Annotated in this window: 17 protein-coding genes; 11 read left to right on the top strand and 6 right to left on the bottom strand. The window is 67.1% G+C overall.

The features are described 5' to 3' along the window. Positions 1-42: 42 nt before the first annotated feature. Entirely contained in the window at positions 43-780 is a 738-nt protein-coding gene (locus D7Y61_RS21290) for a pteridine reductase (RefSeq protein WP_180869180.1), read from the bottom strand. 59 nt (positions 781-839) lie between these two features. Between D7Y61_RS21290 and D7Y61_RS21295 the strand changes: the two genes are divergently transcribed. Together D7Y61_RS21295 and D7Y61_RS21300 are read left to right on the top strand one after the other, a co-directional pair. Further along, positions 840-2024 carry a class I SAM-dependent methyltransferase gene (locus D7Y61_RS21295; RefSeq protein ID WP_180869181.1) on the top strand — a complete coding sequence of 395 codons (1185 nt, stop codon included), beginning with the start codon at positions 840-842 and terminating at the stop codon, positions 2022-2024. Next, positions 2021-2413, top strand: coding sequence for a VanZ family protein (locus D7Y61_RS21300; RefSeq protein ID WP_180869183.1), 393 nt, complete (start codon positions 2021-2023; stop codon positions 2411-2413). The genes D7Y61_RS21295 and D7Y61_RS21300 overlap by 4 nt, the downstream gene beginning before the upstream one ends. A 125-nt stretch (positions 2414-2538) precedes the next feature. Here the strand turns inward: D7Y61_RS21300 and D7Y61_RS21305 are convergent, their stop codons facing one another. From D7Y61_RS21305 to D7Y61_RS21315, 3 genes are all read right to left on the bottom strand, one after another. Next, entirely contained in the window at positions 2539-4893 is a 2355-nt protein-coding gene (locus tag D7Y61_RS21305; protein ID WP_180869185.1) for a beta-N-acetylhexosaminidase, read from the bottom strand. Positions 4894-5004: 111 nt separating this feature from the next. Beyond that, positions 5005-7665 (bottom strand): TonB-dependent receptor, encoded by a 2661-nt coding sequence (locus D7Y61_RS21310; protein WP_180869187.1) that lies wholly within the window; start codon positions 7663-7665, stop codon positions 5005-5007. A 143-nt stretch (positions 7666-7808) separates the two neighbouring features. Next, positions 7809-8825, bottom strand: coding sequence for a glucokinase (locus D7Y61_RS21315; RefSeq protein ID WP_180869189.1), 1017 nt, complete (start codon positions 8823-8825; stop codon positions 7809-7811). A 376-nt stretch (positions 8826-9201) separates the two neighbouring features. Here D7Y61_RS21315 and D7Y61_RS21320 point away from each other — a divergent pair, with 376 nt between their 5' ends. The 6 genes from D7Y61_RS21320 (at position 9202) to D7Y61_RS21345 (ending at position 18093) form a co-directional block, all read left to right on the top strand. Then, complete coding sequence (locus tag D7Y61_RS21320; protein WP_180869191.1) at positions 9202-10491, top strand: sugar MFS transporter; 1290 nt, start codon at positions 9202-9204, stop codon at positions 10489-10491. 39 nt (positions 10492-10530) lie between these two features. Continuing rightward, the gene (locus tag D7Y61_RS21325; protein WP_006391719.1) at positions 10531-11598 is read left to right on the top strand and encodes a LacI family DNA-binding transcriptional regulator; all 1068 of its coding nucleotides are present in this window, start codon (positions 10531-10533) and stop codon (positions 11596-11598) included. Between the two features lie 7 nt (positions 11599-11605). Further along, positions 11606-12634 carry an SIS domain-containing protein gene (locus tag D7Y61_RS21330; protein WP_180869193.1) on the top strand — a complete coding sequence of 343 codons (1029 nt, stop codon included), beginning with the start codon at positions 11606-11608 and terminating at the stop codon, positions 12632-12634. Then, complete coding sequence (nagA, locus tag D7Y61_RS21335; protein ID WP_180869195.1) at positions 12634-13782, top strand: N-acetylglucosamine-6-phosphate deacetylase; 1149 nt, start codon at positions 12634-12636, stop codon at positions 13780-13782. Before D7Y61_RS21330 ends, nagA begins: the two co-directional genes overlap by 1 nt. Continuing rightward, on the top strand, positions 13782-14849 hold the full coding sequence (locus D7Y61_RS21340) for an acyltransferase family protein (RefSeq protein ID WP_180869198.1): 1068 nt from the start codon (positions 13782-13784) through the stop codon (positions 14847-14849). Before nagA ends, D7Y61_RS21340 begins: the two co-directional genes overlap by 1 nt. A 220-nt stretch (positions 14850-15069) precedes the next feature. Next, complete coding sequence (locus D7Y61_RS21345; RefSeq protein WP_180869200.1) at positions 15070-18093, top strand: autotransporter outer membrane beta-barrel domain-containing protein; 3024 nt, start codon at positions 15070-15072, stop codon at positions 18091-18093. A 161-nt stretch (positions 18094-18254) separates the two neighbouring features. Here the strand turns inward: D7Y61_RS21345 and D7Y61_RS21350 are convergent, their stop codons facing one another. Then, on the bottom strand, positions 18255-18689 hold the full coding sequence (locus tag D7Y61_RS21350) for a hypothetical protein (protein WP_180869201.1): 435 nt from the start codon (positions 18687-18689) through the stop codon (positions 18255-18257). Positions 18690-19064: 375 nt separating this feature from the next. Here D7Y61_RS21350 and D7Y61_RS21355 point away from each other — a divergent pair, with 375 nt between their 5' ends. Genes D7Y61_RS21355 through D7Y61_RS21365 form a run of 3 tightly spaced genes read left to right on the top strand, consistent with a single transcriptional unit; the run spans position 19065 to position 20922 of the window. Next, positions 19065-20099, top strand: a complete 1035-nt coding sequence (locus tag D7Y61_RS21355; RefSeq protein ID WP_180869203.1) for a S41 family peptidase — start codon at positions 19065-19067, stop codon at positions 20097-20099. Positions 20100-20102: 3 nt separating this feature from the next. After that, the gene (locus D7Y61_RS21360; RefSeq protein ID WP_180869205.1) at positions 20103-20438 is read left to right on the top strand and encodes a hypothetical protein; all 336 of its coding nucleotides are present in this window, start codon (positions 20103-20105) and stop codon (positions 20436-20438) included. Between the two features lie 49 nt (positions 20439-20487). Further along, positions 20488-20922 (top strand): SseB family protein, encoded by a 435-nt coding sequence (locus D7Y61_RS21365; protein ID WP_005419309.1) that lies wholly within the window; start codon positions 20488-20490, stop codon positions 20920-20922. Between the two features lie 80 nt (positions 20923-21002). On the opposite strand, the gene D7Y61_RS21370 is transcribed toward D7Y61_RS21365, so the two are convergent. After that, positions 21003-22223, bottom strand: a complete 1221-nt coding sequence (locus tag D7Y61_RS21370; RefSeq protein ID WP_180869207.1) for a multifunctional CCA addition/repair protein — start codon at positions 22221-22223, stop codon at positions 21003-21005. Positions 22224-22268 lie beyond the last annotated feature (45 nt).

Below are 22268 nucleotides of genomic sequence, written 5' to 3' on the forward strand. Positions count from 1 at the left end.
GCCSGSCACTACCGGTAGCGCCGGCCGCTGGCCGGCAACATATCAGCTGACCGTGCGCCCACCATCCACGCGCAGCGTGTGGCCGGTGACGAAGCTGGCTTCGGCAACCAGCCAGTACACCGCTTCGGCAATCTCCTCGACCGTACCGATCCGCGCCAGCGGCGTGCGCGCCAGCAGGGCCTCGCGGGCGAAATCGTCCTTGCCCTGTTCCGGCCACAGGATTGCGCCGGGGGCCACTGCGTTCACCCGCACCTTCGGTGCCAGTTCCAGTGCCAGCGAACGGGTGGCCATCTCCAGTGCGGCCTTGGCCATCGTGTAGGCGATGTGGTCGCGCATCGGGTCGGTGCCGTGCAGGTCGGTCAGGTTGACGATGCAGCCCTGCTGGCGGCGCAGATAGGGCGCGGCGGCCTGTGACAGCAGCAGCGGCGCACGCGCGTTGACCGCATACAGCTCGTCCATCGCCTCGGCGGTAACCTGGCCGAGCGGGGTGGCGTAGAAATTCGAGGCGTTGTTGACCAGTGCGTCCAGGCGGCCGAAATGGGTGACCGCCTGTTCCACCAGGTCGGGCAGGGCGTCCGCGTCACGCAGGTCGGCCTGCAGCGCCAGCACGCTGCCCGGGCGAACGTTGTCGAAGTCGAACGCGGCCTGCTGCAGTTCGGCGCTGGAGGTGTGGGCGTGCAGCACCACCGACCAGCCGCAGGCGTGGAACTGGCGGGCGATGGCCGCACCGATCCGGCGTGCGCTGCCGGTGATCAGGACCACGGGGTGGGTATCGCTCATCGAGGGTCCTCCAAGGCTCGGCTATCCTGTGCACCATTGTCACCGCATTCGAAGACGCCATGCAGCCCACCTTCCCCCTGCCCGAAGCCGATGCCCTGGCCCACAGCGACCAGCTGGCTGCCGCCCTGCGCGCCGAAATCCTTGCGCAGGGCGGGGCAATGCCGTTCTCGCGCTTCATGGAGTTGTGCCTGTACACCCCCGGCTGGGGCTACTACAGCGCCGGCGCCAGCAAGTTCGGTGGCAGCGGCGATTTCACCACTGCGCCCGAGCTCGGCAGCCTGTTCGCCGGCAGCGTGGCCAACGCGCTTGCCCCGGTGTTCGCCCAGCTGGGCGCGCAGGCGCGGATGCTGGAGTTGGGCGGCGGTACCGGCGCCTTTGCCGAGGCCGTGCTGCTGCGCCTGGCCGAGCTGGACGCACTGCCGTCGCGCTACGCCATCCTCGAACCCAGTGCCGACCTGCGCGAGCGCCAGCAGCAGCGCCTGCAGCAGAACCTGCCGGCGGAGCTGGCCGCGCGCGCGGACTGGGTCGATCGCCCGTTCGACGAGGACTGGGAAGGCGTGGTGTTTGCCAATGAAGTGATCGACGCGCTGCCGACCCCACGCTTCCTGATCCGGGATGGCGAGGTCTACGAGGAAACCGTCGAGCTGGACGCCGAAGGCAACTTCATCCGTGGTGCGCAGCCGGCTGACATCCTGCTCAACGGTGCAGTGCGCCATATCGAGCGCTATCTGGAAAAGCCCTTCGCCGAGGGCTATCGCTCCGAGGTGCTGCCGCAACTGCCGTACTGGCTGCAGGCGGTGGCTGGCGGCCTGCAGCGTGGCGCCATGCTGTTCGTCGACTATGGCTACAACCGCGGCGAGTTCTACCAGCACGACCGTGACGAAGGCACCGTGCGTGCGTTCTATCGCCACCACGTGCACAACGACGTGCACCGTTGGCCCGGCCTGCAGGACATCACCGCATCGGTGGACTTCACCGCGATGGCCGAGGCGGGCCAGCACGGCGGCTTCGAGCTGGCCGGTTACTGCAGCCAGGCCAGTTTCCTGCTCGGCAATGGCCTGGACCAGGTGCTGCTGCTGGCCGAGGAACGAACCGATGAGGTCGGCCGCATTCAGCTGCGCGACCAGGTGAAGAAGCTGACCCTGCCGACGGAGATGGGCGAGCGCTTCCAGGCCATCGGCCTGCAGCGTGGCGTCGACTTCGAGCCGGCCTTTGAACTGGGTGATCTGAGCTGGCGCCTGTGAGCAGTGCGTTGCTGCTGATCAAGCCGCTGCGGCGGCCGCGGCTGTGGGCTGCACTGTGGGCGGCGGCAGTATTGCTGGTAATCGTGGTCTGCCTGATTCCACCGCCGCCGATTCCGCTGCCGGAAAACAGCGACAAGGGCGAGCACTTCCTCGCCTACTTCATCCTGACCGGCAGCGCGGTACAGCTGTTCCGGCGCGGGCGCCCGCTGCTATGGGTGGGCGCAGGCCTGGTAGTGATGGGGATCGGCATCGAATTCGCGCAGGGTGCGCTGACCGAAGATCGCATGGCTGATCCGATGGATGCGATTGCCAACACCATTGGCGTTCTGGCCGGCATGGCCACCGCGTTGACCCCGCTGCGCGACCTGCTGCTGCGCTGGCGCGGGTGAGGTTCCTGTAGAGCCGAGCCCATGCTCGGCTTTCCGGTTGAAAAGCAGCCGAGCATGGGCTCGGCTCTACAGTAGATCCACGCCATGCGTGGATCTGGCCGCAAAGCGCCAACCAAGGTTGGCACCTACCTGAGCGTCACTTCATCCAGCACCCACATCGCCGGGCGCGTGTCGCCGGTGAAGTTGATGCACAGGTCACCGGTGCCCTGCGTATCCTTCGGCAGCGCTGCACGCAGTGTCACGAAGCCATCGGCATCGGGCTTGGCCGGCAGCGGTACCTCAGCCAGCACCTTGCCGCTGCAGTCGCCGCGGCGCACCTGCATCTCGCCGTGCGCGCGCTTGGCCTTCCCGAAGCGACGCTTGGGCTCGTCGTGGGCCAGCTGGAAGTAGTACGGAATACGCCCCGCACGCACTTCCACGCTGCCGATACCGTCCAGCTGCGCCTGCGGCCAGCGCCAGCACGGCTGGAAGATGTCCACGTTGAACACCGCACGCGTTCCCTCGCGCGGGCCATCGTCTTCCAGGCGCAGCACCAGACCCTTCTTGCCCACGCAGCTGAGCAGCTCATCGCTGCGGCGGCTGAGCAGTGACTGCGCGGTGAACGCGGCGATGGTCGGTTTCGCTGCCAGCATCTGACCCTGATAGAACGCGGCAGCCTGCACGGTGGTTGGCAGCTTTCCGGTCAGCGGCTGCTGGTACAGCGGCGACTGCGCGGTCACCGGCTGGCCATCGGTGCTGTAGCGCACCTCATAGCCCAGCGGATTGGCCAGCGACACGGTCACCGTGTCGGCCGCGCGGTTGTCGGTGTAGTTCACGCCCACTTCGAACGGGGTCTGCGCGTAGGCCAGGCCCCAGGCACGGTAACGCTGCAGCTGTGCCGGCAGGCGCGCGAGGAAGTCGCGGAAGTCGCGATGTTCCGGTGTGCTCCAGCCGGTCTCGGCCACCGCGGCCAGGCGCGGGAACAGGTTGTGCTGCAGGCGTGCGTAGCTGCGCGTGTGCTCGGTGAACATGTTGGCCTGCAGGCCGAGGATGTGCCCGCGCTTGTCAGCGGCCAGCTCGGCCGGCACCGGCTCGAAGTTGTACAGCTTGCCGAGGTTGACCTGGGTCGGGCGACCGGGCGGCTCGTTCGGCGAGGCCGTCTGCAGGTAGTCCAGGTACAGGTAACCCACCGGCGACATGATCACGTCATGGCCGGCACTGGCTGCAGCCAGGCCACCTTCGGTGCCCTGCCACGACATCACCGTGGCCTGCGGCGGCAGACCCCCTTCGAGGATCTCATCCCAGCCGATCAGGCGCCGGTCGTGTTCCTCCAGGAACGTCTCCAGGCGCTTGATGATGTGGCTCTGCATGGCCATCTCATCCTTGATGCCCAGTGCACGCATGCGCTGCTGCACCTGCCTGGAGGCTTCCCACTGGTCCTTCACCGCCTCGTCGCCACCGACGTGCACGTACTTGGCCGGGAACAGGTCGATCACTTCCTCCAGCACGTTCTCGAGGAAGGTGACGGTGCTGTCTTCCACGTTGAACAGGTTGGGGAACACGCCCCATTCGCTGATCGGCTTCAACGGCGTATCGATGGTGCCCAGCTCCGGATACGCAGCAATCGCGGCAGTCGCGTGGCCCGGCACATCGATTTCCGGAATCACCTGGATATGCAGCTTCGCCGCATAGGCAATCACTTCGCGGATCTGGTCCTGCGTGTAGAAGCCGCAATAAGGGTGTTCCTGGCCAGTGACCGGATCGATGCCACCGTCGCCGGCCGGCAGGCGGCAACTGCCCACTTCGGTCAGCTTCGGATAGCGCTTGATCTCCATGCGCCAGCCCTGGTCATCGGTCAGGTGCCAATGGAAGGTGTTGAGCTTGTGCGCGGCCATTGCGTCGAGCACGCGCTTGATTTCGTCCAGGCTCTGGAAATGCCGCGCCGAATCGAGCATGAAACCACGCCAGCTGAAGCGTGGCGCGTCCTGGATCTGCACCGCCGGCAGCACGCCGTTGCTGCCACCCGTGGCCAGCTGGGCAAGCGTGGTCGCGCCGTAGAACAGGCCGGTTTCGTTGCCCGCCTGGATCAGCACGCCTTGTGCGGTGCTTTCCAGCGTGTAGCCCTCGCCGCTGTCGCGGAAGGTTGGCACGATCTGGAAGCGGATGCCGCCACTGCGGGACGTCTCCTTGCCCTTGGCCAGTGCAAGGCGCGGTCCGCCGCTGCGGGCCAGCAGATCGGCGAACTGGGTGGCGACCCGTTGCGCAGCCTCACCGTCGGCCTGCAGCCCGGTATCGGCACGCACGGTGATGCCGCTGCCCTGGCCGGCCTGCACATGGGTGGGGGCGGGAATCAGCATCAGGCTGCCGGCGCGCAGCTGCGGGCCGGGTGCTTCAGCGGCGGGCGTGGGATCGGCGGCGAGTGCCGGCAACGCCGGTAACAGGGCGAGCAGGCTGCCCAGCAGCACTGCGCTGCGCATCCGGGCGCGGGAAGACTTGACCATCGGGACGACTCCTTGGAACGGTGCGATGAACGCTATACATGAAAAACGCCGGGCCCGGAATGACCCAGGCCCGGCGTGCGTGCACGACTCGGCGATGTTGCCGCCGCTGGATCAGTACTTGAAGCGGAAGTTGAGGTAGTACTGGCGACCGTTGCTGTAGAACGAGGTCGGGATGGCCGCGGTCTGGTAGTACTTGTAGGTCGGGTTGTTGAGGTTGAGCGCATCGAAGCTGATGCTCAGCCAGTCGGTGGCCTTGTAGCTCAGCGACGCCGACAGGGTACCGAAGTCATCCTGGTAGTACGGGTTGGCACCGGACAGGCCGATCAGGAACGACGAACGGCGGGTGTAGCTGACGCGTGCACCGAAGGTGTCGTTCTCGAAGTAGGCACCGACGTTGTAGGTGTTCTTCGAAGTGCCCAGCAGGTTGTCGCTGCCGTCGGCCCAGGTGTGTTCGGTGCTGCCATCGGCGTAGGTGTAGTTGGCGTTGACGCCGAAGTACTCGCCGATCGGCTGCTCATAGGCCACTTCGATACCGCGTACCTTGCCATCGGCGTTCTTCGGGCGCGAGATGTCGTACTCCTCAAGCTGGTTGGTCAGCTCGCTGAACAGCATCTGCTTCTCGGTGCTGAAGGCCACGTAGTCCTTCAGGCGCATCGAGTAGGCACCGACCGACAGCATGCCGCGGGGCATGAAGTACCACTCCAGGTTGGCGTCGAAGTTGGTCGAGATCACTGGCTTCAGTTTCGGATTGCCGCCGCCGCCCTTGCGGTTCAGATCCGAGCCGTACGAAGACGCACCCAATGCGGAGTAGTCGGGCAGGGTCTGGGTCTGCGAGGCAGCAAGGCGCAGCACCAGGTCGTCGCGCAGGTCGTACTTGAAGTTGGCGCTCGGCAGTACGCGGTTGTGCTTGTTCTCGAAGGCTTCGCGGGTCCACGCACCGAACAGGCTCCTCACGTCCGGCACGGTCGAACCCGTCGCCGTGGCGTAAGTGTCGATATCCTGCTTGATGTTGACGTAGCGCAGGCCGACATTGCCGCTCCAGCGGTCGCCGCTGAAGTTGCCCTGGACGTAGGCGGCGAAGTTCTTCTCGGTCACCTTCCACTCGGCGCCGTAGTTGTGGCGGCCGTCGGGACCATCGTTGCCGGACAGCCATTCGGAATTGTTGGTCACCGCGTTGCGCAGCGCTGCCGGAGTGTAATACCAGATGTTGCGCGGGAAGCTGCCACCGATATCGTCGGCGAAGCCACCCGGATAGTTGGCGGTCGGGCTGCCGCGCAGGGCGTCCCAGATGTTGCCCGGCGTGGCGCCTTCCGGCGACTTTGCTTCACGCGTGTGGTCGGCGTAGCGCGCACCAAAATCGATCGAGCTCAACACGCCCGCGTTGAAGTACTGGCTGAAATCAACGTTGGCCCACTTTTCCTTGTCGATCGCGGTGACCTGCTGGTTACCCCAGGTGCCGCCCCAGCTGGCGCCGGCAGGGCTGATGTCGCCCCCCACATTCCAGTCCACCGGCGAGCCGTTGCCATGCGTGGTCCAGCTGGCGCCTCCTCCGTTTGCGGTCAACAGTTCGGCGATGTACTGGCGCGGCGTTTCGCCAGTGCCCTTGGTGGTACCAGCCTGGAACTTCGCGGTCAGGTTGTCGCTGACCTGCCAGTCGGCATCCAGGGTGATGTAGTTGGTCTTGGCCGTCGACTCGCGGTAGATCATGTCGTACACCGCGTAGTTGGTGCCCGGCTTGCCGGCATAGCTGGCCTGGGTCAGCACTCCATCCTTGACCACGTAGCCGGGATCAGGTGCCTGCGACTTGCCGAAGCTGTTGCCGAACATCATGAAGTTGCGGTTGTAGTTGTTCGCTTCCAGCTTGGAGCTGAAGCCGCTGAGTACGAAGCTCAGATCATCGGTCGGCTTGAACTGCAGCGAGACCAGGCCGCCGGTGCGCTTGCGGGTCTGTTCGAACAGGGTCGAGCCCAGCAGGCCCGGGACCTGTACGCCGACCAGGTCCGGATTGGTCTTGGCGACCGGATCGGTGGCTTCAATAGCGAAGAAGCCGCCCGGAATTTCCTGCGCTTCGCGGCGCAGCTCACGCTTCTGGCTGAAGGCCTGCAGCATCACGCCGAAGGTGCCTTCGTCGTTCTTGTAGTTGAACAGTGCCGACAGCTGCGGGTCGTTGGACTTGGCCTGGTCCGAACGCACCGCGCCGATCGAACCTTCCGCGGTGAACTGCTTGGAGAACTCCAGCGGCTTGCGGGTGATGATGTTGACGGTACCGGTGGTGCCGCCGTCCTGCAGCTTGGCCTGCGAGGACTTGTTCACTTCCACCGAGCTGACCAGTTCCGACGGCAGCAGCGAGTAGCTGACGCTGCGGCCGACGTTGTTGCCCTGGCTGAGCACGAACCAGTCGGCTGAGCCGACGGTGTGGCCGTTGATCAGGGTCTGGGTCAGGCTCGGGCTGGTGCCGCGCAGGCTGACACGATCGGCTTCATCGAAGCCGCCCTCGTCGGCGCTGGACGAGCTGATGTTCACGCCTGGCAGGCGCTGCAGGGTATCGGCGACGTTGTGCGCGGGCAGCTTACCGACGTCTTCGGCGGTGACCACTTCCACGCGCGCATTGGCTTCGCGCTTGGTGTCCAGCGACTTTTCCATCGAACCGCGGATGCCGGTGACCTGCACGGTGTCCAGGTCGGTGGCGGTCTGGGCGGCCTGCTGCGCATGCGCACTGAAGGCGATGCAGCTGACGATGGCGGCCGAAAGCAGGGTCTTGCGGGTGTTCATGATGTCTCTCCTCATCACTCGATTGGATGCCGGCGGCGGTGTTCGATTACGGTTGCGAAGACATGCGCGGGGTGGCGGCGAAGTCCCGTGCGTTGGCGTGCCACGTACTGCGTGCTGCGATTGCGTTGAAGCCTGTTGCGGTGTCAGGCGGCCGACTGCTGCAGGTACCAGCTGGCGGCGCCGACCACGCCCAGCTGGCCGTGCTCGACGACCTTCACCGGAATGCGTGCCAGCGCTTCGCCCATCGGCCCCTTCTGCAGGTAGCGCTCGACGAAGGTGCTCGCGTGCAGGTACTCGCGGATCTGCGGCAGGATGCCGCCGGCCAGGTAGACGCCACCATGGGCGCCGTAGAACAGCGCCATGTCGCCGATGGTGCTGCCGAGCAGGCCGCAGAACACATCCAGCGCCTGGCGCGCATGCGCATCGCTGCCGGCCATGGCGGCAGCGGTGACTGCATCAGGGCTGGCCAGCGTCGGCACCTGTCCCTGCAGCGCGCACACTGCGCGGTACAGGTTCATCAGACCGGGGCCGGAGATCGCATGCTCGATCGATACATGGGCGCGGTCACGCTGCATGTGGCGGACGATGGCCATTTCCAGTTCGGTGCTGGCGGCCAGGGTCGGCTGGCCGGCTTCCGTCGGCAGTACCACCGGGCCGTGAGCGGTGGGAATCCACAGCGCGGCGCCGAGGCCGGTGCCGGGGCCGACCACCAGGGTGGGGCCACGCGCAGCGGTCTCCGGCCCGCACAGGTGCAGCACGCCACTGGCGTCCACCTGCGCGGCGGCGTAGGCCACGGCTTCGAAGTCGTTGACGATGTAGACCCGCTGCAGGCCGACATCGGCTTCCACCTGGCGGGCCGACAGCGGCCACGGCAGGTTGGCGGTGATCACCGTGCCGTCCTCGCGGGCATAGCCGGCGCTGGCGACCACGCAGTGCGTGGGCCGCGGGCCTTCACCCAGGAAATCGGACAGGATCGCGCTGAGGCCGGCATGGTCGGCATTGCGGTACTTGCGGTATTCCAGCACCTGCACCGGATGGGCGGCATCTCCGCTGGCCTGTACCCGGGCCACACGCACATGGGTGCCACCAACGTCGGCGGCCAGGAACGAGGGCGCGACTCGGGACAGGACATGGGCCGGGGCGGGGTGGCTGGCGGTCACGCGGGCTCCTGCTGCAGGTGAGGCCGACCCCGGGTTCGGGGGCGGCGATTGGGGCGGAGTCTGTAACCCCGCTGACAACGATGTCAACGAGTTCGTGACACTTTCGTTGCTGCGCCGCAGCGAATGCGAAGGGCGGTAAACGTTTACATGGCGTGAGCATCGGTTTCACACGGGAACCGTTTCCGCATGGGCCTCAAGGCCCGACGCGCATTCAGCGCGCTGCGCAGTGAGTCGGTTGCGCGGTGCAGCATGGGTAGCGGCGTGCTGCATTTGGAAGTTGACAAAGCGCGGCTGTCCATCGAAAGAATGTGACAACGTTGTTCCCAGCCACTCTCCGACGCCGCGTTCTGCGGCCGTCGCCGCAGGAGCCCTCCTGATGTCCGCCGTCCCCGCTGCAAGCGCGCGCCCGAACGTGGCCACCTCCATCGCCATCGTTGGCGTGCTGTTCTTCCTGATCGGCTTCTTCACCTGGCTCAACGGCCCGCTGATCACCTTCGTCAAGCTCGCCTTCGAACTCAGCGAGGTCGGCGCCTTCCTGGTGCTGATGGTGTTCTACCTGTCCTACTTCTTCCTGGCCCTGCCGTCGTCGTGGATCCTGCGCCGCACCGGCATGAAGAAGGGCCTGAGCCTGAGCCTGCTGGTGATGGCTGGTGGCGCCGCACTGTTCGGCGAGTTCGCCACGCAACGCTGGTACCCGGGGGCGCTCGGCGGCCTGTTCGTGATCGGCAGCGGCCTGGCCCTGCTGCAGACGGCGATCAACCCCTATATCTCCATCCTCGGTCCGATCGAAACCGCCGCACGCCGCATCGCGCTGATGGGCATCTGCAACAAGATCGCCGGCATGCTGGCGCCGGTGCTGATCGGCACGCTGGTGCTGCATGGCATCGGCGATCTGGACAAGCAGGTGCAGGCCGCCGACGCGGTCACCAAGGTCGCCCTGCTCAACGATTTCGCCGCCAAGATCCATGCGCCGTACCTGGCCATGGCCGGCCTGCTGGTGCTGCTCGCGGTAGCGGTGCTGTTCTCACCGCTGCCGGAAATCAAGTCCGCCGAAGCCAACGCCACCCCCACCGCTGCCGGTGCCGCCGAGCGCCGCAGCATCTTCCAGTTCCCGCACCTGTGGCTGGGCGTGCTGTGCCTGTTCGTCTACGTGGGCGTGGAGGTGATGGCCGGTGATGCCATCGGCACCTACGGCCACGGCTTCGACCTGCCGCTGGACCAGACCAAGATGTTCACCTCGCTGACCCTGTTTGCCATGCTCATCGGCTACGTGGTCGGCCTGCTGCTGATCCCCAAGGTGGTCTCGCAGTCGCGTTACCTGACCATTTCGGCGGTGCTGGGTGTGGTGTTCTGCCTCGGCGCCTGGGTCACCCACGGCTATGTCTCGGTGGGCTTCGTGGCCGCACTGGGCTTTGCCAACGCGATGATGTGGCCGGCGATCTTCCCGCTGGCGATCCGTGGCCTGGGCCGCTTCACCGAAACCGGTTCGGCGCTGCTGGTGATGGGCATCGCCGGTGGCGCGATCATTCCGCAGCTGTTCGCCGTGCTCAAGCAGCACATCGACTTCCAGCTGGTGTTCGTGCTGCTGATGGTGCCGTGCTACCTGTACATCCTGTTCTACTCGGTGATCGGCCATCGCGCCGGCCTGCCGCAGGACAAGGCCTGATCGGCGATGATGGACGGCAGCCAACCCCAGGGAAAACCCATGCGCAGAGCGACCATCAAGGACGTTGCGGAGAAGGCCAAGGTCTCGCTGAAGACGGTCTCGCGGGTGATCAACAACGAACCGTCGGTGATGCAGGCCACCCGTGCGCGGGTGCTGCGTGCCATTGCCGAGCTCGATTACGAGCCCGATCCCTCCGCGCGCAACCTGCGCAGTGGCACCACCTTCGTGATCGGGCTGGTCTACGACAACCCCAACCCGTACCACATCATCGGCGTGCAGAACGGCGTGCTGGCCGCCTGCCGCGAGACCGGGTTCGGCCTGCAGATCCATCCCTGCGATTCCAGCTCGCCGCTGCTGGCCGATGAACTGGCCGACTGGGTGCAGCGCTCGCGCCTGGCCGGGCTGGTGCTGACCGCACCGATGTCCGAGCGCCGCGACCTGATCCAAGCGTTGACCGCGCGCGGCATCAAGCTGGTGCGCATCATCGCTGCCACCGAAGACCCGGCCGACGGTGCCTGCGTGTTCGTCGACGACCGCGAGGCCGCCTACGAGATCACCGAGCATCTGATCCAGCTCGGCCACCAGCGCATCGGCTTCCTCTGGGGCGGCATCTCGCACCGTTCCTCGGGCGAACGCTACGCCGGTTACGAGGCCGCGCTGAAGGACTACGGCATGACCGTGGACAAGCACCTGGTGGTGCAGGGCGACTACACCTTCGATGATGGTTTCCGCGGTGCGCGCCGCCTGCTGGCGCTGCGCGAGCCGCCCACCGCCATCTTCGGCTCCAACGACGAGATCGCCGCCGGCGTACTGGCCGCAGCCAAGTCGGCCGGCATGAACGTGCCCTACGACCTGTCCATCGCCGGCTTCGAGGACAGCCCGTTCTCGCGCCAGTCGTGGCCGCCGCTGACCACCGCCAAGCAGGCCACCGAGGACATCGCCCGCCATGCCGCGCGCCTGCTGATCGCGCAGCTGCGCAGCGACGCCTACGACGATGCGCCGGCACCGCTGCACAACCAGGGCTTCGTGCCGCAGCTGGTGGTGCGCGGTTCGACCGCGCCGATGCGCCCGGCCGGCGCACGCCCCCTTCCTTCCGATCCTGCCTGAGCCCGCCATGTCGCTGTCAGACCCCACCGCCACCCTGATGTTCGCCGAGGCCGCTGAAGCGGCCGACGTGGTTGCCCGCCAGTTCTCACGCAACCACGCCACCATGGAGACCCTGGCCGCCAGCCTGCGCGCAGCGCCGCCGCCGTTCGTGGTCACCTGCGCACGCGGCAGTTCCGACCACGCCGCCACCTACGGCAAGTACCTGTTGGAAACCCAGCTGGGCCTGGTGGTCGCCTCGGCCTCACCGTCGGTGGGGTCGGTGTATGCCGCACCGCTGCAGCTGCGCGGCGCGCTGTTCATCGTCATCTCGCAGTCGGGCAAGAGCCCGGACCTGCTGCGCAACGCCGAGGCCGCCAAGGCCGCCGGCGCGCGCGTGGTTGCGCTGGTCAATGTCGAGGATTCGCCGCTGGCGCAGCTGGCCGACACGGTCATCCCGCTGCATGCCGGTGCCGAAAAGAGCGTGGCCGCCACCAAGAGTTACCTGGCCTCGCTGGCCGCGCTGCTGCAGCTGGCCGCGTACTGGAAGCAGAACAGCAGCCTGCGCAATGCGCTGGACCTGCTGCCCGATGCCATGCGCGAGGCATGGCAGTGCGACTGGAGCGCAGTGACCGAAGGCCTGGTCGAGGCCACCAACCTGTTCGTGCTGGGCCGTGGCCTGGGCCTGGGCGCGGCGCAGGAAGCGGCGCTGAAGTTCAAGGAAACCTGCAGCCTGCATGCCGAGGCCTACAGCTCGGCCGAAGTGAAGCATGGCCCGATGGCGCTGGTTGATCGCGGCTTCCCGGTGCTGGCCTTCGCCCAGCCGGATGAAACCGGCGCCGGCACCCGTGCAGTGGTCGATGAGTTCACCGCGCGTGGCGCGCGGGTGTGGCTGGCCGGTGCCGGTGGCAACCTGCCGGTTGCGGCCGCACCACATCCGCTGTGCGCGCCGCTGCTGACCGTGCAGAGCTTCTACCGCGCGATCAACGCGCTGGCCCTGCGTCGTGGCTTCAATCCGGATCTGCCGCCGCACCTGAACAAGGTGACGGAGACCGTGTGATGGCGACCGTGCTGCGCAATGCCCGTATCCTGGTCGGCGATGATTTCCGTGATGACCTGGCCGTGCTGATCGAGGACGGGAATATCACCGCGCTGTTGCCCGACGCCGCGCCGCAGCTCGGCCACGCTGATGAGCAGGTCGACCTGGGCGGTGGCTGGCTGCTGCCGGGCTTCATCGACGTGCAGGTCAACGGCGGGGGCGGCGCGTTGTTCAACAACACGCCCGACGTGGATGCACTGCGCACCATCGCGCAGGCACACCGCCGTTTCGGCACGACGGCGATGCTGCCGACCCTGATCAGCGATGATGTGGCAGTGATGCGCGATGCCATCGCGGCGCTGCGCGAGGCCATCACGCAGGGGGTGCCTGGTGTGATCGGCATCCACCTGGAAGGCCCGTACATCGCGCCGGCGCGCAAGGGGACGCACGATGCCAGCAAGTTCCGTGTGCCGGACGAAGAAGAAATCGCGCTGGCAGCATCGCTGGACAACGGTGTGACCGTGCTGACGCTGGCGCCGGAACGGGTGCCGCTGGAAACCATCCGCGTGCTGGTCGAGCGTGGCGTGATTGTTGCTGCCGGGCACACTGCCGGCACGTACGAAGAGATCCGCGCCGGGCTGGACGCCGGAGTGCGTGGCTTCACCCACCTGTACAACGCGATGTCGCCGCTGCAGGGCCGCGAGCCCGGTGCGGTAGGTGCTGCGCTGGAAGACCGCGACAGCTGGATCGGCATCATCGTCGATGGCGTGCATGTGCATCCGGCCAGCCTGCGCGTGGCGCTGGCGGCCAAGCCGCGCGGCCGCCTGCTGCTGGTCACCGACGCGATGCCGCCGGTCGGTGCCGATGATCCCAGCTACGTGCTGTACGGCGAAACCATCACCGCCATCGATGGCGTGGTGCGCAATGCCGCTGGTTCGCTGGCGGGTTCGGCGCTGGACATGGCCACTGCGGTGCGCAACACCGTGCAGCTGCTCGGCCAATCTCTGGCCGAAGCCGCGCGCATGGCTTCGACCTATCCGGCGCAGTTCCTCAATATCGATGACCGACTGGGTCACATCGCCGAGGGCTACCAGGCCGACCTGGTGCTGCTGGACGATGCGCTGCAGGTGCGTGGCACCTGGATCGCCGGACAGTACGAGGCCGCCTGATGAACGCGACGCCGCCACGCCGGCTGGGCTCGATCGATGCCCTGCGCGGCATCACCGTGGCGGCGATGCTGCTGGTCAACAATCCGGGCGACTGGAGCGCGGTGTTCGCACCGTTGCGTCATTCGGACTGGCATGGCTGCACGCTCACCGATCTGGTGTTCCCGTTCTTTCTGTTCCTGGTCGGCGTATCGATGGCCTTCAGCGTGGCACCGCGCGCGCTGGATGTGGCGGCGAGGCCGGCACTGTCGCGCGGCGTGCTGGAGCGCGCACTGCGCATCCTGGTGGCCGGTGCGCTGCTGCACCTGCTGATCTGGTGGGCGCTGGATACGCACCACTTCCGCATATGGGGCGTGCTGCAACGCATCGCGGTGTGCGCGGCGCTGGTAGGTGTGCTGGCGGTGTATGCACGACCGCGCGTGCAGGCCAGCGTGCTGGTCGCGTTGCTGGTGGGGTACAGCGCGCTGCTGCTCGGTATCGGTGACCTGGCACCGTGGACCAACCCGGCCAGCCGTCTGGATACCGTGCTGTTCGCGCCGTGGATCTATCAATGGCATGCCGATACCGGCCTTGGCCATGACCCGGAAGGATTGCTGAGCACACTGGGTGCGCTGGCCAGCACCGTGCTCGGCCTGCTGGCCGGTGGCCTGTTGCGCAACGGGCGTGCTGTCGCGCTGGCCGGGCTGGGCGTGGCGACCGCCGTGCTCGGCCTGCTGCTGGCCATCGTGCTGCCGCTGAACAAGCAGCTGTGGACGCCCAGCTACGTGCTGTGGACGGGCGGTCTAGCGGCACTGGCGCTGTGGCTGGGGCACTGGCTGATCGACCAGAAGGGTTGGCCGGCGCTGGGCCGGCGCTTCGCGGTCAACGCGATCACCGCCTACCTGGGCGCCTCGGTGATGTCGGTGGTGCTGATGGCGACCGGCGCTTGGGGCTGGATCTGGCAGCAGTTGGCCATCGCAATGCCGCAGGCGCTCGAGCTGGCATCCGCGCTGCAGGCGCTGGCGTTCGTTGCACTGTGGTGGGGCGTGGCGTGGTGGCTGGATAAGCGCAGGATCTACCTGAAGATCTGACCCCTCCCGCGAATGGCATCCACGCCACACGTGGATGATTTCCGCATCAATACTGAACGATTTCAGCTACATAGCGCGCACGTGATGATTGCCCGACTTCGCATTCAAAACGTGATGTCCAGCGCATAAATTCATCTATCGAAACCATTCACCGCACGGCAGACTGCCTGCGCAGTGCCGCATATCCGCAGTTCCTGTTCCCCCTGTCCAGGAGTGCTGTATGTCCCGCGCCGTCCCGCGCGCGCTCCGTCCGCGCCGTCTCGCTGTCTGCGTGCTGCAGGCCCTTGCCGTCCCCTCACTGCTGCTGTCCGTCGGCGTCGCGTGGGCGGGCTGTGACAGCGCCACGCCCGCCGCCGGGCAGACCGTCACCTGCAACGCCAACGCGCCGAATCCAGAGCCGACGCCCATCACCGCCAGTGGCGCGGCCGGCATCACCGTCAACGTCGCCAGCGGCGCGCAGCTGCAGCAGAGCGGCGGCGCCAGCGTCATCGCGCTGGCCGGCGCCGGTGGGCACCTGCTGTCCAACCTGGGAACGATCAGTTCGGTCGGTGGCGTGGCCGTGCAGCTTGGTGGCGGCAGCCGTGTCGACAACAGCGGCAGCATCAGCACCGGCAACACCACCGCCCTGCAGTTCGCCGGCGCCGGTGACAGCGTGCTGGTCAACCGCGGCACGATCAGCGGGCGCACCGGCGTGCAGTTCGATGCCGGCAATGATCGCCTGGAAATGCAGGCCGGCAGCATCACCGGCGGCGTGCTGCAGGGCGATGGCAATGATGTGCTGCTGCTCGGCGATGGAACGATCGACAGCGTTGACCAGGGCATGGGCGATGACCAGATGACGGTCAGCGGCGGTACCGTCACCGGGCTGGTGACGCAGGGCAGTGGCCGCGATGATTTCGTCATGGCCGGCGGCACCATCGGCGCGCTGCAGCAGGGCGACAACATCGATACCTTCCGCATGAGCGGCGGACGTATCGTCGGCGCGTTCGAGGATGGCGACCAGGCCTGGATGACCGGCGGCCGCATCGGCCGGGTCAACATGAAGCTGGACAAGAATCTCTGGGACCAGTCCGGCGGCACGGTGGACGGCAACGTGGTCACCGGCTTCGATACCGACACCATCATCATTTCCGGCACCGCCTACATCGGCGGCAACATCAGCGTCAGCGGCGGCAACGACAGCGTCACCATCACCGATGGCACCGTGCGCGGGCAGGTGCTGCTCAGCACCGGCAACGACACCTTCACCTGGAACGGCGGCGGCATCGTGTACGGCGCGATCGACATGGGCCCGGACAATGACGTGGCCAACCTCAGCAATCTCAACCAGGGCAACCTCGGCGCGGTACCGCTGTTCGAGGGTGGCAGCGGTGTGGACCAGCTCAACCTCGGCAACGTCAAGACTGCGGGCGTCAGCCGCTTCCAGAACTGGGAAGCAATCAGCCTGGCCAGCAGCACCGAACTGAGCTTCGACGGTGATCTGGTACTGGGCGACAGCGGTACCGGCACCGGCACGCTTAGCGTGGATGACACCAGTACCGTCTATGCCGGCAGTGGTGGCCATGCCATCCGTCCGTTCAACAGCGGCGCGCTGGTGGACATGATCAATGCCGGGCGCATCGACCTGACCGGTACCGGCGCTGGCGACGTGTTCACCGTGCGTGGCAACTACCGCGGAGACGGGGGGGGCCTGTACCTGCGCACGGTGCTGGGCGTGGACAATTCCACCAGCGACCGCCTGGTGATCGACGGCGGTACTGCCACCGGGACCACCGGCATCGGCGTGCTCAATGCCGGCGGCAGCGGCGCCGCCACGCTGGCCGATGGCATTCTGGTGGTGCAGGCCTTGAATGGCGGCCGCACCGCGCCGGGCGCGTTTTCGCTGTTCGCACCGGTTGCGGCCGGTGCCTACGAGTACTTCCTGTTCAAGGGCGGTGTCAGTGCCGGTACCGCCGAGAACTGGTACCTGCGCTCCACGCTGGTCAGCGGGCCGACGCCAGCACCCAACGGTGGCGGCAGCGCGACACCGCCACCGCTGACGCCTCCGGTGGCCCCACCACCGCCGATCACCCCGGCACCGCCACCGCCGCCCGAAGGCGCCACCGATCCGGACCTGACCGCGGGCGAGTCCGCGCCGCCACCGCCGCCGCCGGAACCCGCACCGGTGGCACCGCCCAGTGACCCGGCGGTACCGGATGTACCGGTCGCCGGTGGTGCGCTGCCCGGCACCGGCACACCGCCAACACCCGGCGCGCGTCCGGCCGAAGGCGCAGTGGTGCCGCTGTACCGCGTGGAGACTGCCACCTATGCGGTGGTGCCGCCGCTGCTGCGCGAGACCTCGCTGGCCAGCCTCGGTACCTTCCACGAGCGGCAGGGCGAGCAGCGCCTGCTGTACAACAAGAGCGCATTCCGCACCGCCTGGGGCCGCCTGGTAGGGCAGAGCAACGAAATCCACTGGAAGGGCGATGCACAGCCCGGCTTCGATGGCGATGTGATGGGCCTGCAGGCCGGTCTGGATGTATGGGCCGCTGCTTCCGACAGCCATCGCAACCAGATCGGTGTGTTCGTCGGCCGCACCCGCGCGCAGGGCAGGACCACCGGCCTGGCACTGGGCTGGGAGAACGTGCAGGTGGGCCAGAGCCGGCTGGATGACAAGCACGCGGGCCTGTACTGGACGTTCACCGACAGCCGCGGTGGCTACATCGACGCGGTGGCGATGCAGAGCCGCTACGACGGCCGCGTGCGCTCCTCGCGGGGGCTCGGCTTTGGCGTGAGCGGTGATGGCACCAGTGTGTCGGTGGAAGCCGGCAAGCTGCTGCTGCACTTCGGTCAGTCTGCGTGGTGGCTGGAGCCGCAGCTCCAGGTGATCTGGCAACGCACCTCGCTGGATGATCGACGCGATGCGGTGTCGAGCGTGCGCTTCGACAACGACAACGCCTGGACCGGCCGCGTCGGCCTGCGCCTTGCCGGCGATTACCAGCTGGCCGACAACGGCTGGCAGCCGTACTTCAAGCTCAACTACTGGCACGGCCGCTCTGGCGAAGACCGCATCCGTTTCGACGACGACGAGATCATCAATGCGCAGCGTTCGCGCGCGCTGGAAGCCGGCGTGGGTGTGGTCGGGCGTTTCAACCGCACCGTCAGCGCCTATGCGGTGGCTGATTACACCCGGGAACTAGGCGGCCACCGCAACGAGAAACGCCGCATCATCGAAGGCAACATCGGCCTGCGCGCGGACTGGTAGCGCCGGGCCATGCCCGGCGGCATGATTCGCTCTGGTGGGTGTCGACCTTGGTCGGCACGAATCTTTCCGCCGCCATGACCCTGCTCTGGTAGGTGCCGACCTTGGTCGGCACAGATCCCACCGACGCCGCGACCTCCGCGCAGCCGAGCGTGGGCTCGGCTCTACAACAACGATGTGCACGCATCCGGTTCCACCAGCGCCCCGGCATGATCGGCCAACACCATCACTGCATGCAGCAACCCTTCCTCCACCTGCGGCGGACACTGCGCCTGCGCGTCATCCATCTCGCGCGCCGACTGCGCCGCCAACAGCACACCGCCACACGCCGACACCGCCGCCATACAGCGCGTCGCCTCGGCCAACTCCCGACCGCGTGCCTCGCTGAGTTGCCGCTCGCGCCACGCCTGCCCATCGGCGGTGCGACTGTGCGCAATACCGCGCAATCGCGCGAAGAACGCCGAGGGTGGCGCGTGTTCATGGGCCTCGGTGAGCGCATCTTCCAACGCTTCGGCGGTGGCATTGGACAGCTGCAGGCCGGGCAGGGCAGCACCGAGCAGCGCCTGCAGACGGGGATAGGTGGGGTAGAGCGTGTTCATGGCGGCAACCTCACAGGGAAAAGGCCACCTGCGGGATGCAAGGTGGCGGGCGGTGCGGGTTGGCGTGCCGGTCAAAATCGAAGCGAAAAAAGCCGACGGATCACGAGGATCCCCACGCACCGCCCGCCATGGGCGAGCAGGTGCATTGTCGTGATTGCCGTAGATGCGGCAATGCGATCGCTTCGATGTTTGATTCAGGACGCCAATCCCGGCCAGTGCAAAGCGCGCCGGCAGAGCCACCCTCGCGCTTTTGCCCGAGCGGCGATATGAGCAGAGTTGTAAATCGCACCCCGCATGGGGAGTGCCAAAGCCGACACACAACGGCGGCGGCAAGCGCGTATGCTGCGGTACTCATCCACGACGAAGGAACGTCGAATGCCTCTTGATCTCCGCGTGATGGCCGCTGCTCTGGGTGTCTTGTTCTGCACCACCGTACAGGCTGCTGCCCCAGACGACATCGACCTGCCGACAGCACAGGCGCAGGCCCAGTTGTTGGACATGCTGGAGAAGGAATCGCTGTACCGCGACCGAGTGGACTGGCCGGCCCTGCGCACGCGCCTGAAGGCGGTGCGGAACGACCCGGTCAAGGCCCGCGCGGTGCTGCAGGAGGCCACCGGCCGCAGTTCAGGCGGCCACGGCAGCTGGATCAGTGCGAAGCAGCTGCAGGCGAAGGCAGAACGCTTGGCGCGCGCCAATGGCGCAGCGACGCCGTCCTCGGGCGCAGCGGTTGCCTTGGCCGAAGCGCTGGACCCGCGCATTGGCCGGGTGGACATCGGGGGCTACAGCGTCATGCAGGGCCCCGCCGCGCACCAGCAGATGAAGGAGCGTGCCCAGCGCTGGCAGGCGATCATCCGTGACCAGGACAACGGCAGCCATTGCGGCTGGATTGTCGATCTGCGGGACAACACCGGTGGCAACATGTGGCCGATGCTGCTGGGTGCCGCGCCGCTGTTGCGTACGACGCCCGGCGCCGAGGAGAACGTGGGTTCCTTTGCCGCCGCGGACGGTCCGTCGCTCTGGCAGCTGACACCTTCCAACGTGCGCCTTGGCGAGCGCGTGCGGGTCGATCTTGGCGGGCCCGGCTATCAGCTCAAACGCCCAGGTGCGCCTGTGGCCGTGCTGACCGGGCCGCGCACCGCCAGTTCCGGCGAGGCGACCGTGCTTTCCTTCCGCGGTCGCCCGCAGACGCGCAGTTTCGGCCAGCCCACCTCGGGGCTGTCCACCGCCAACGTGATGCGGCCGCTGGTTGATGGCAGCGCGCTGCTGCTGACCACCAGCGTGATGCAGGACCGCACCGGCCGCGGCGACGGGCTGAAGATAGAGCCCGACCAGCGAACGGACGGCGATGCAGCCACCCTTGCTGCCGCCCAGCAATGGCTGCTGGCCCAACCCGCCTGCCAGGGCCGCTGATCCATGATCCTGATCGGCCAGCAGGAGCGGGTGCTGATCGTCGGCCCGACCGAGGCTCACCACTGTCTGCGCTGCCAGACGGAAACCGAGTTCGCACCGCAGTTGCGTTACAAGATGGCGCGTATCGACCTGCTGTTTGGCTTCACCTACCAGCGCCGCTATGAGCTGGCCTGCACCCGGTGCGAGCACGGCTGGGTGCTGGACACCGACAGCATGGACCAGCAGCTGGGCGGGGTGCCGATCCCGTGGCGGCACCGCTTTGGTCTACCGTTGATGCTGGTGGTGGTGGCCGGTCTGGCGGCGTTGGGCTGGCTGTGGCGGCACGGATTCCTCGGTTGAGGAGCGGGCCTGTTAAAGTCTGCCCTGCAATCACGTACCGGAACCGACCATGGACCACGACACCCCGTTCGAACCCCTCAACGACCTCGAGGTGCGCCTGCTGCAGGCCCAAGACGGCACGCTGACCGCAGCGCAGTTCCTCGACGGCCTGCTGACCTCGACGGCGTTCGTGCTGCTGGACAAGGCCATCGGCGAAGATGGCGCCTGGGACGAGAGCATCTCGCCGCTGGTGCTGACCAGCGAGAGCGGCGAGCCGATGTTCGCCGTGTTCACCGCCCCCGAGCGCGCCGGCCTGTGGCACGAGCAGCTGCCGCAGTTTGCCCATGCCATGCCGATCGCGGTGCACGCGCTGCTGGCCGGTATCGGCGACGGCGTCGGCCTGGTGCTGAACCCGGGCCTGGACGTGGGCATGGAGATGATTCCCGATGCCGTGGCCCAGCTGAAGCAGCGTGCGGCGGCGATCACCCGCGGCATGGCGCACTGAATCCAGTGATTGTCTGGTTGCCGGCCAGCGGCCGGCACTACCCATAGTATTGCGCGCGCGGCCGGTACGGCCGCTGCGGATCAGCGGGCGGCGGCGATCGCCTTCACCCGCGCCTTGGCCAGTGCTTCGCCGATGGCCGGGCCCTTCAGATGCGTGGTATCCAGATCGCGCGCCTGCACTGACAGCGCCGCCTGGTGCAGGCGCTTGAGCGTTTCGCCCTGTGGGTAGTCGGCGTCCTCGAAACCGAGCCGGCCGCGCTTGTCGGCCTCGCAGCACAGTACGATGCGGGCCACGCGTTCCGGCCGGCGTAGTGCATCGCAGCGACCCAGCAGTTCCAGGATGGTGGCATCGCGCAGTTCGTCGATGCGGTGCACGTTCAAGTGCTCGCGGCAGACCGCTTCGGCCACTTGCTGGTGCTCGGTGGGAATCTTCAACCGCGCGCACAATGCCTTCAGCGGTTTGATGCCGCGCTGCTCGTGCATGATGTGGCGCGGCCATTCCTCCGGCGGGGTCAGGCCCTTGCCGAGGTCGTGGGTGAGGGCAGCGAAGCCGACCAGGTCATCGCCCGGCGCCAGTTTCGCGGCCATGTCGCTGACCATCTCCTGGTGGATGCCGGTGTCGACTTCCGGGTGGAATTCGGCACGCTGCGGTACGCCATACAGCGCTTCCAGTTCGGGCAGGATCGGGCCCAGCGCCTGCGCATCGTGCAGCGTACGCAGGAAGGCGGAGGGCCGTTCACTGACCAGCGCCTTGCGCAGTTCCTGCCAGACGCGTTCCGGCACCAGTGCGTCCAGCTCGCCACTGGCGGCGACCTCGCGCATCAGCGCCGTGGTCTCTTCGGCGACGGTGAAGCCCAGTGGCGCGAAGCGCGCCATGAAGCGCGCCGCGCGCAGCACGCGCAGTGGATCTTCCACGAACGCAGGGCCGACGTGGCGCAGCACGCGCTGCTCAAGATCGCGAACGCCACCGTAAGGATCGACCAGCGTGCCGGTTTCCTCATCGCAGGCGATCGCGTTGATGGTGAAGTCGCGGCGCTGCAGGTCCTCTTCCAGCGTCACCGCCGGATCGGCATCGACCACGAAGCCGCGATAGCCACGGCCGGATTTGCGCTCGGTGCGCGCCAGCGCGTATTCCTCACCCGTCTTCGGATGCAGGAACACCGGGAAATCGCGGCCGACGGCGGTGTAGCCCTGCGCCTCCATCTGCGCGGGCGTGGCACCGACCACCACCCAGTCGCGGTCGCCGGCAGGGCGCTGCAGCAGGCGGTCGCGTACGGCGCCGCCGACAAGATAGATCTTCATGGGGGGATGATCGCATGGTAGGCGCATGAGCATCGGTAGTGCCGG

The sequence above is a fragment of the Stenotrophomonas maltophilia genome, from assembly GCF_013464485.1.
GTDB classification, from domain to species: domain Bacteria; phylum Pseudomonadota; class Gammaproteobacteria; order Xanthomonadales; family Xanthomonadaceae; genus Stenotrophomonas; species Stenotrophomonas maltophilia_AW.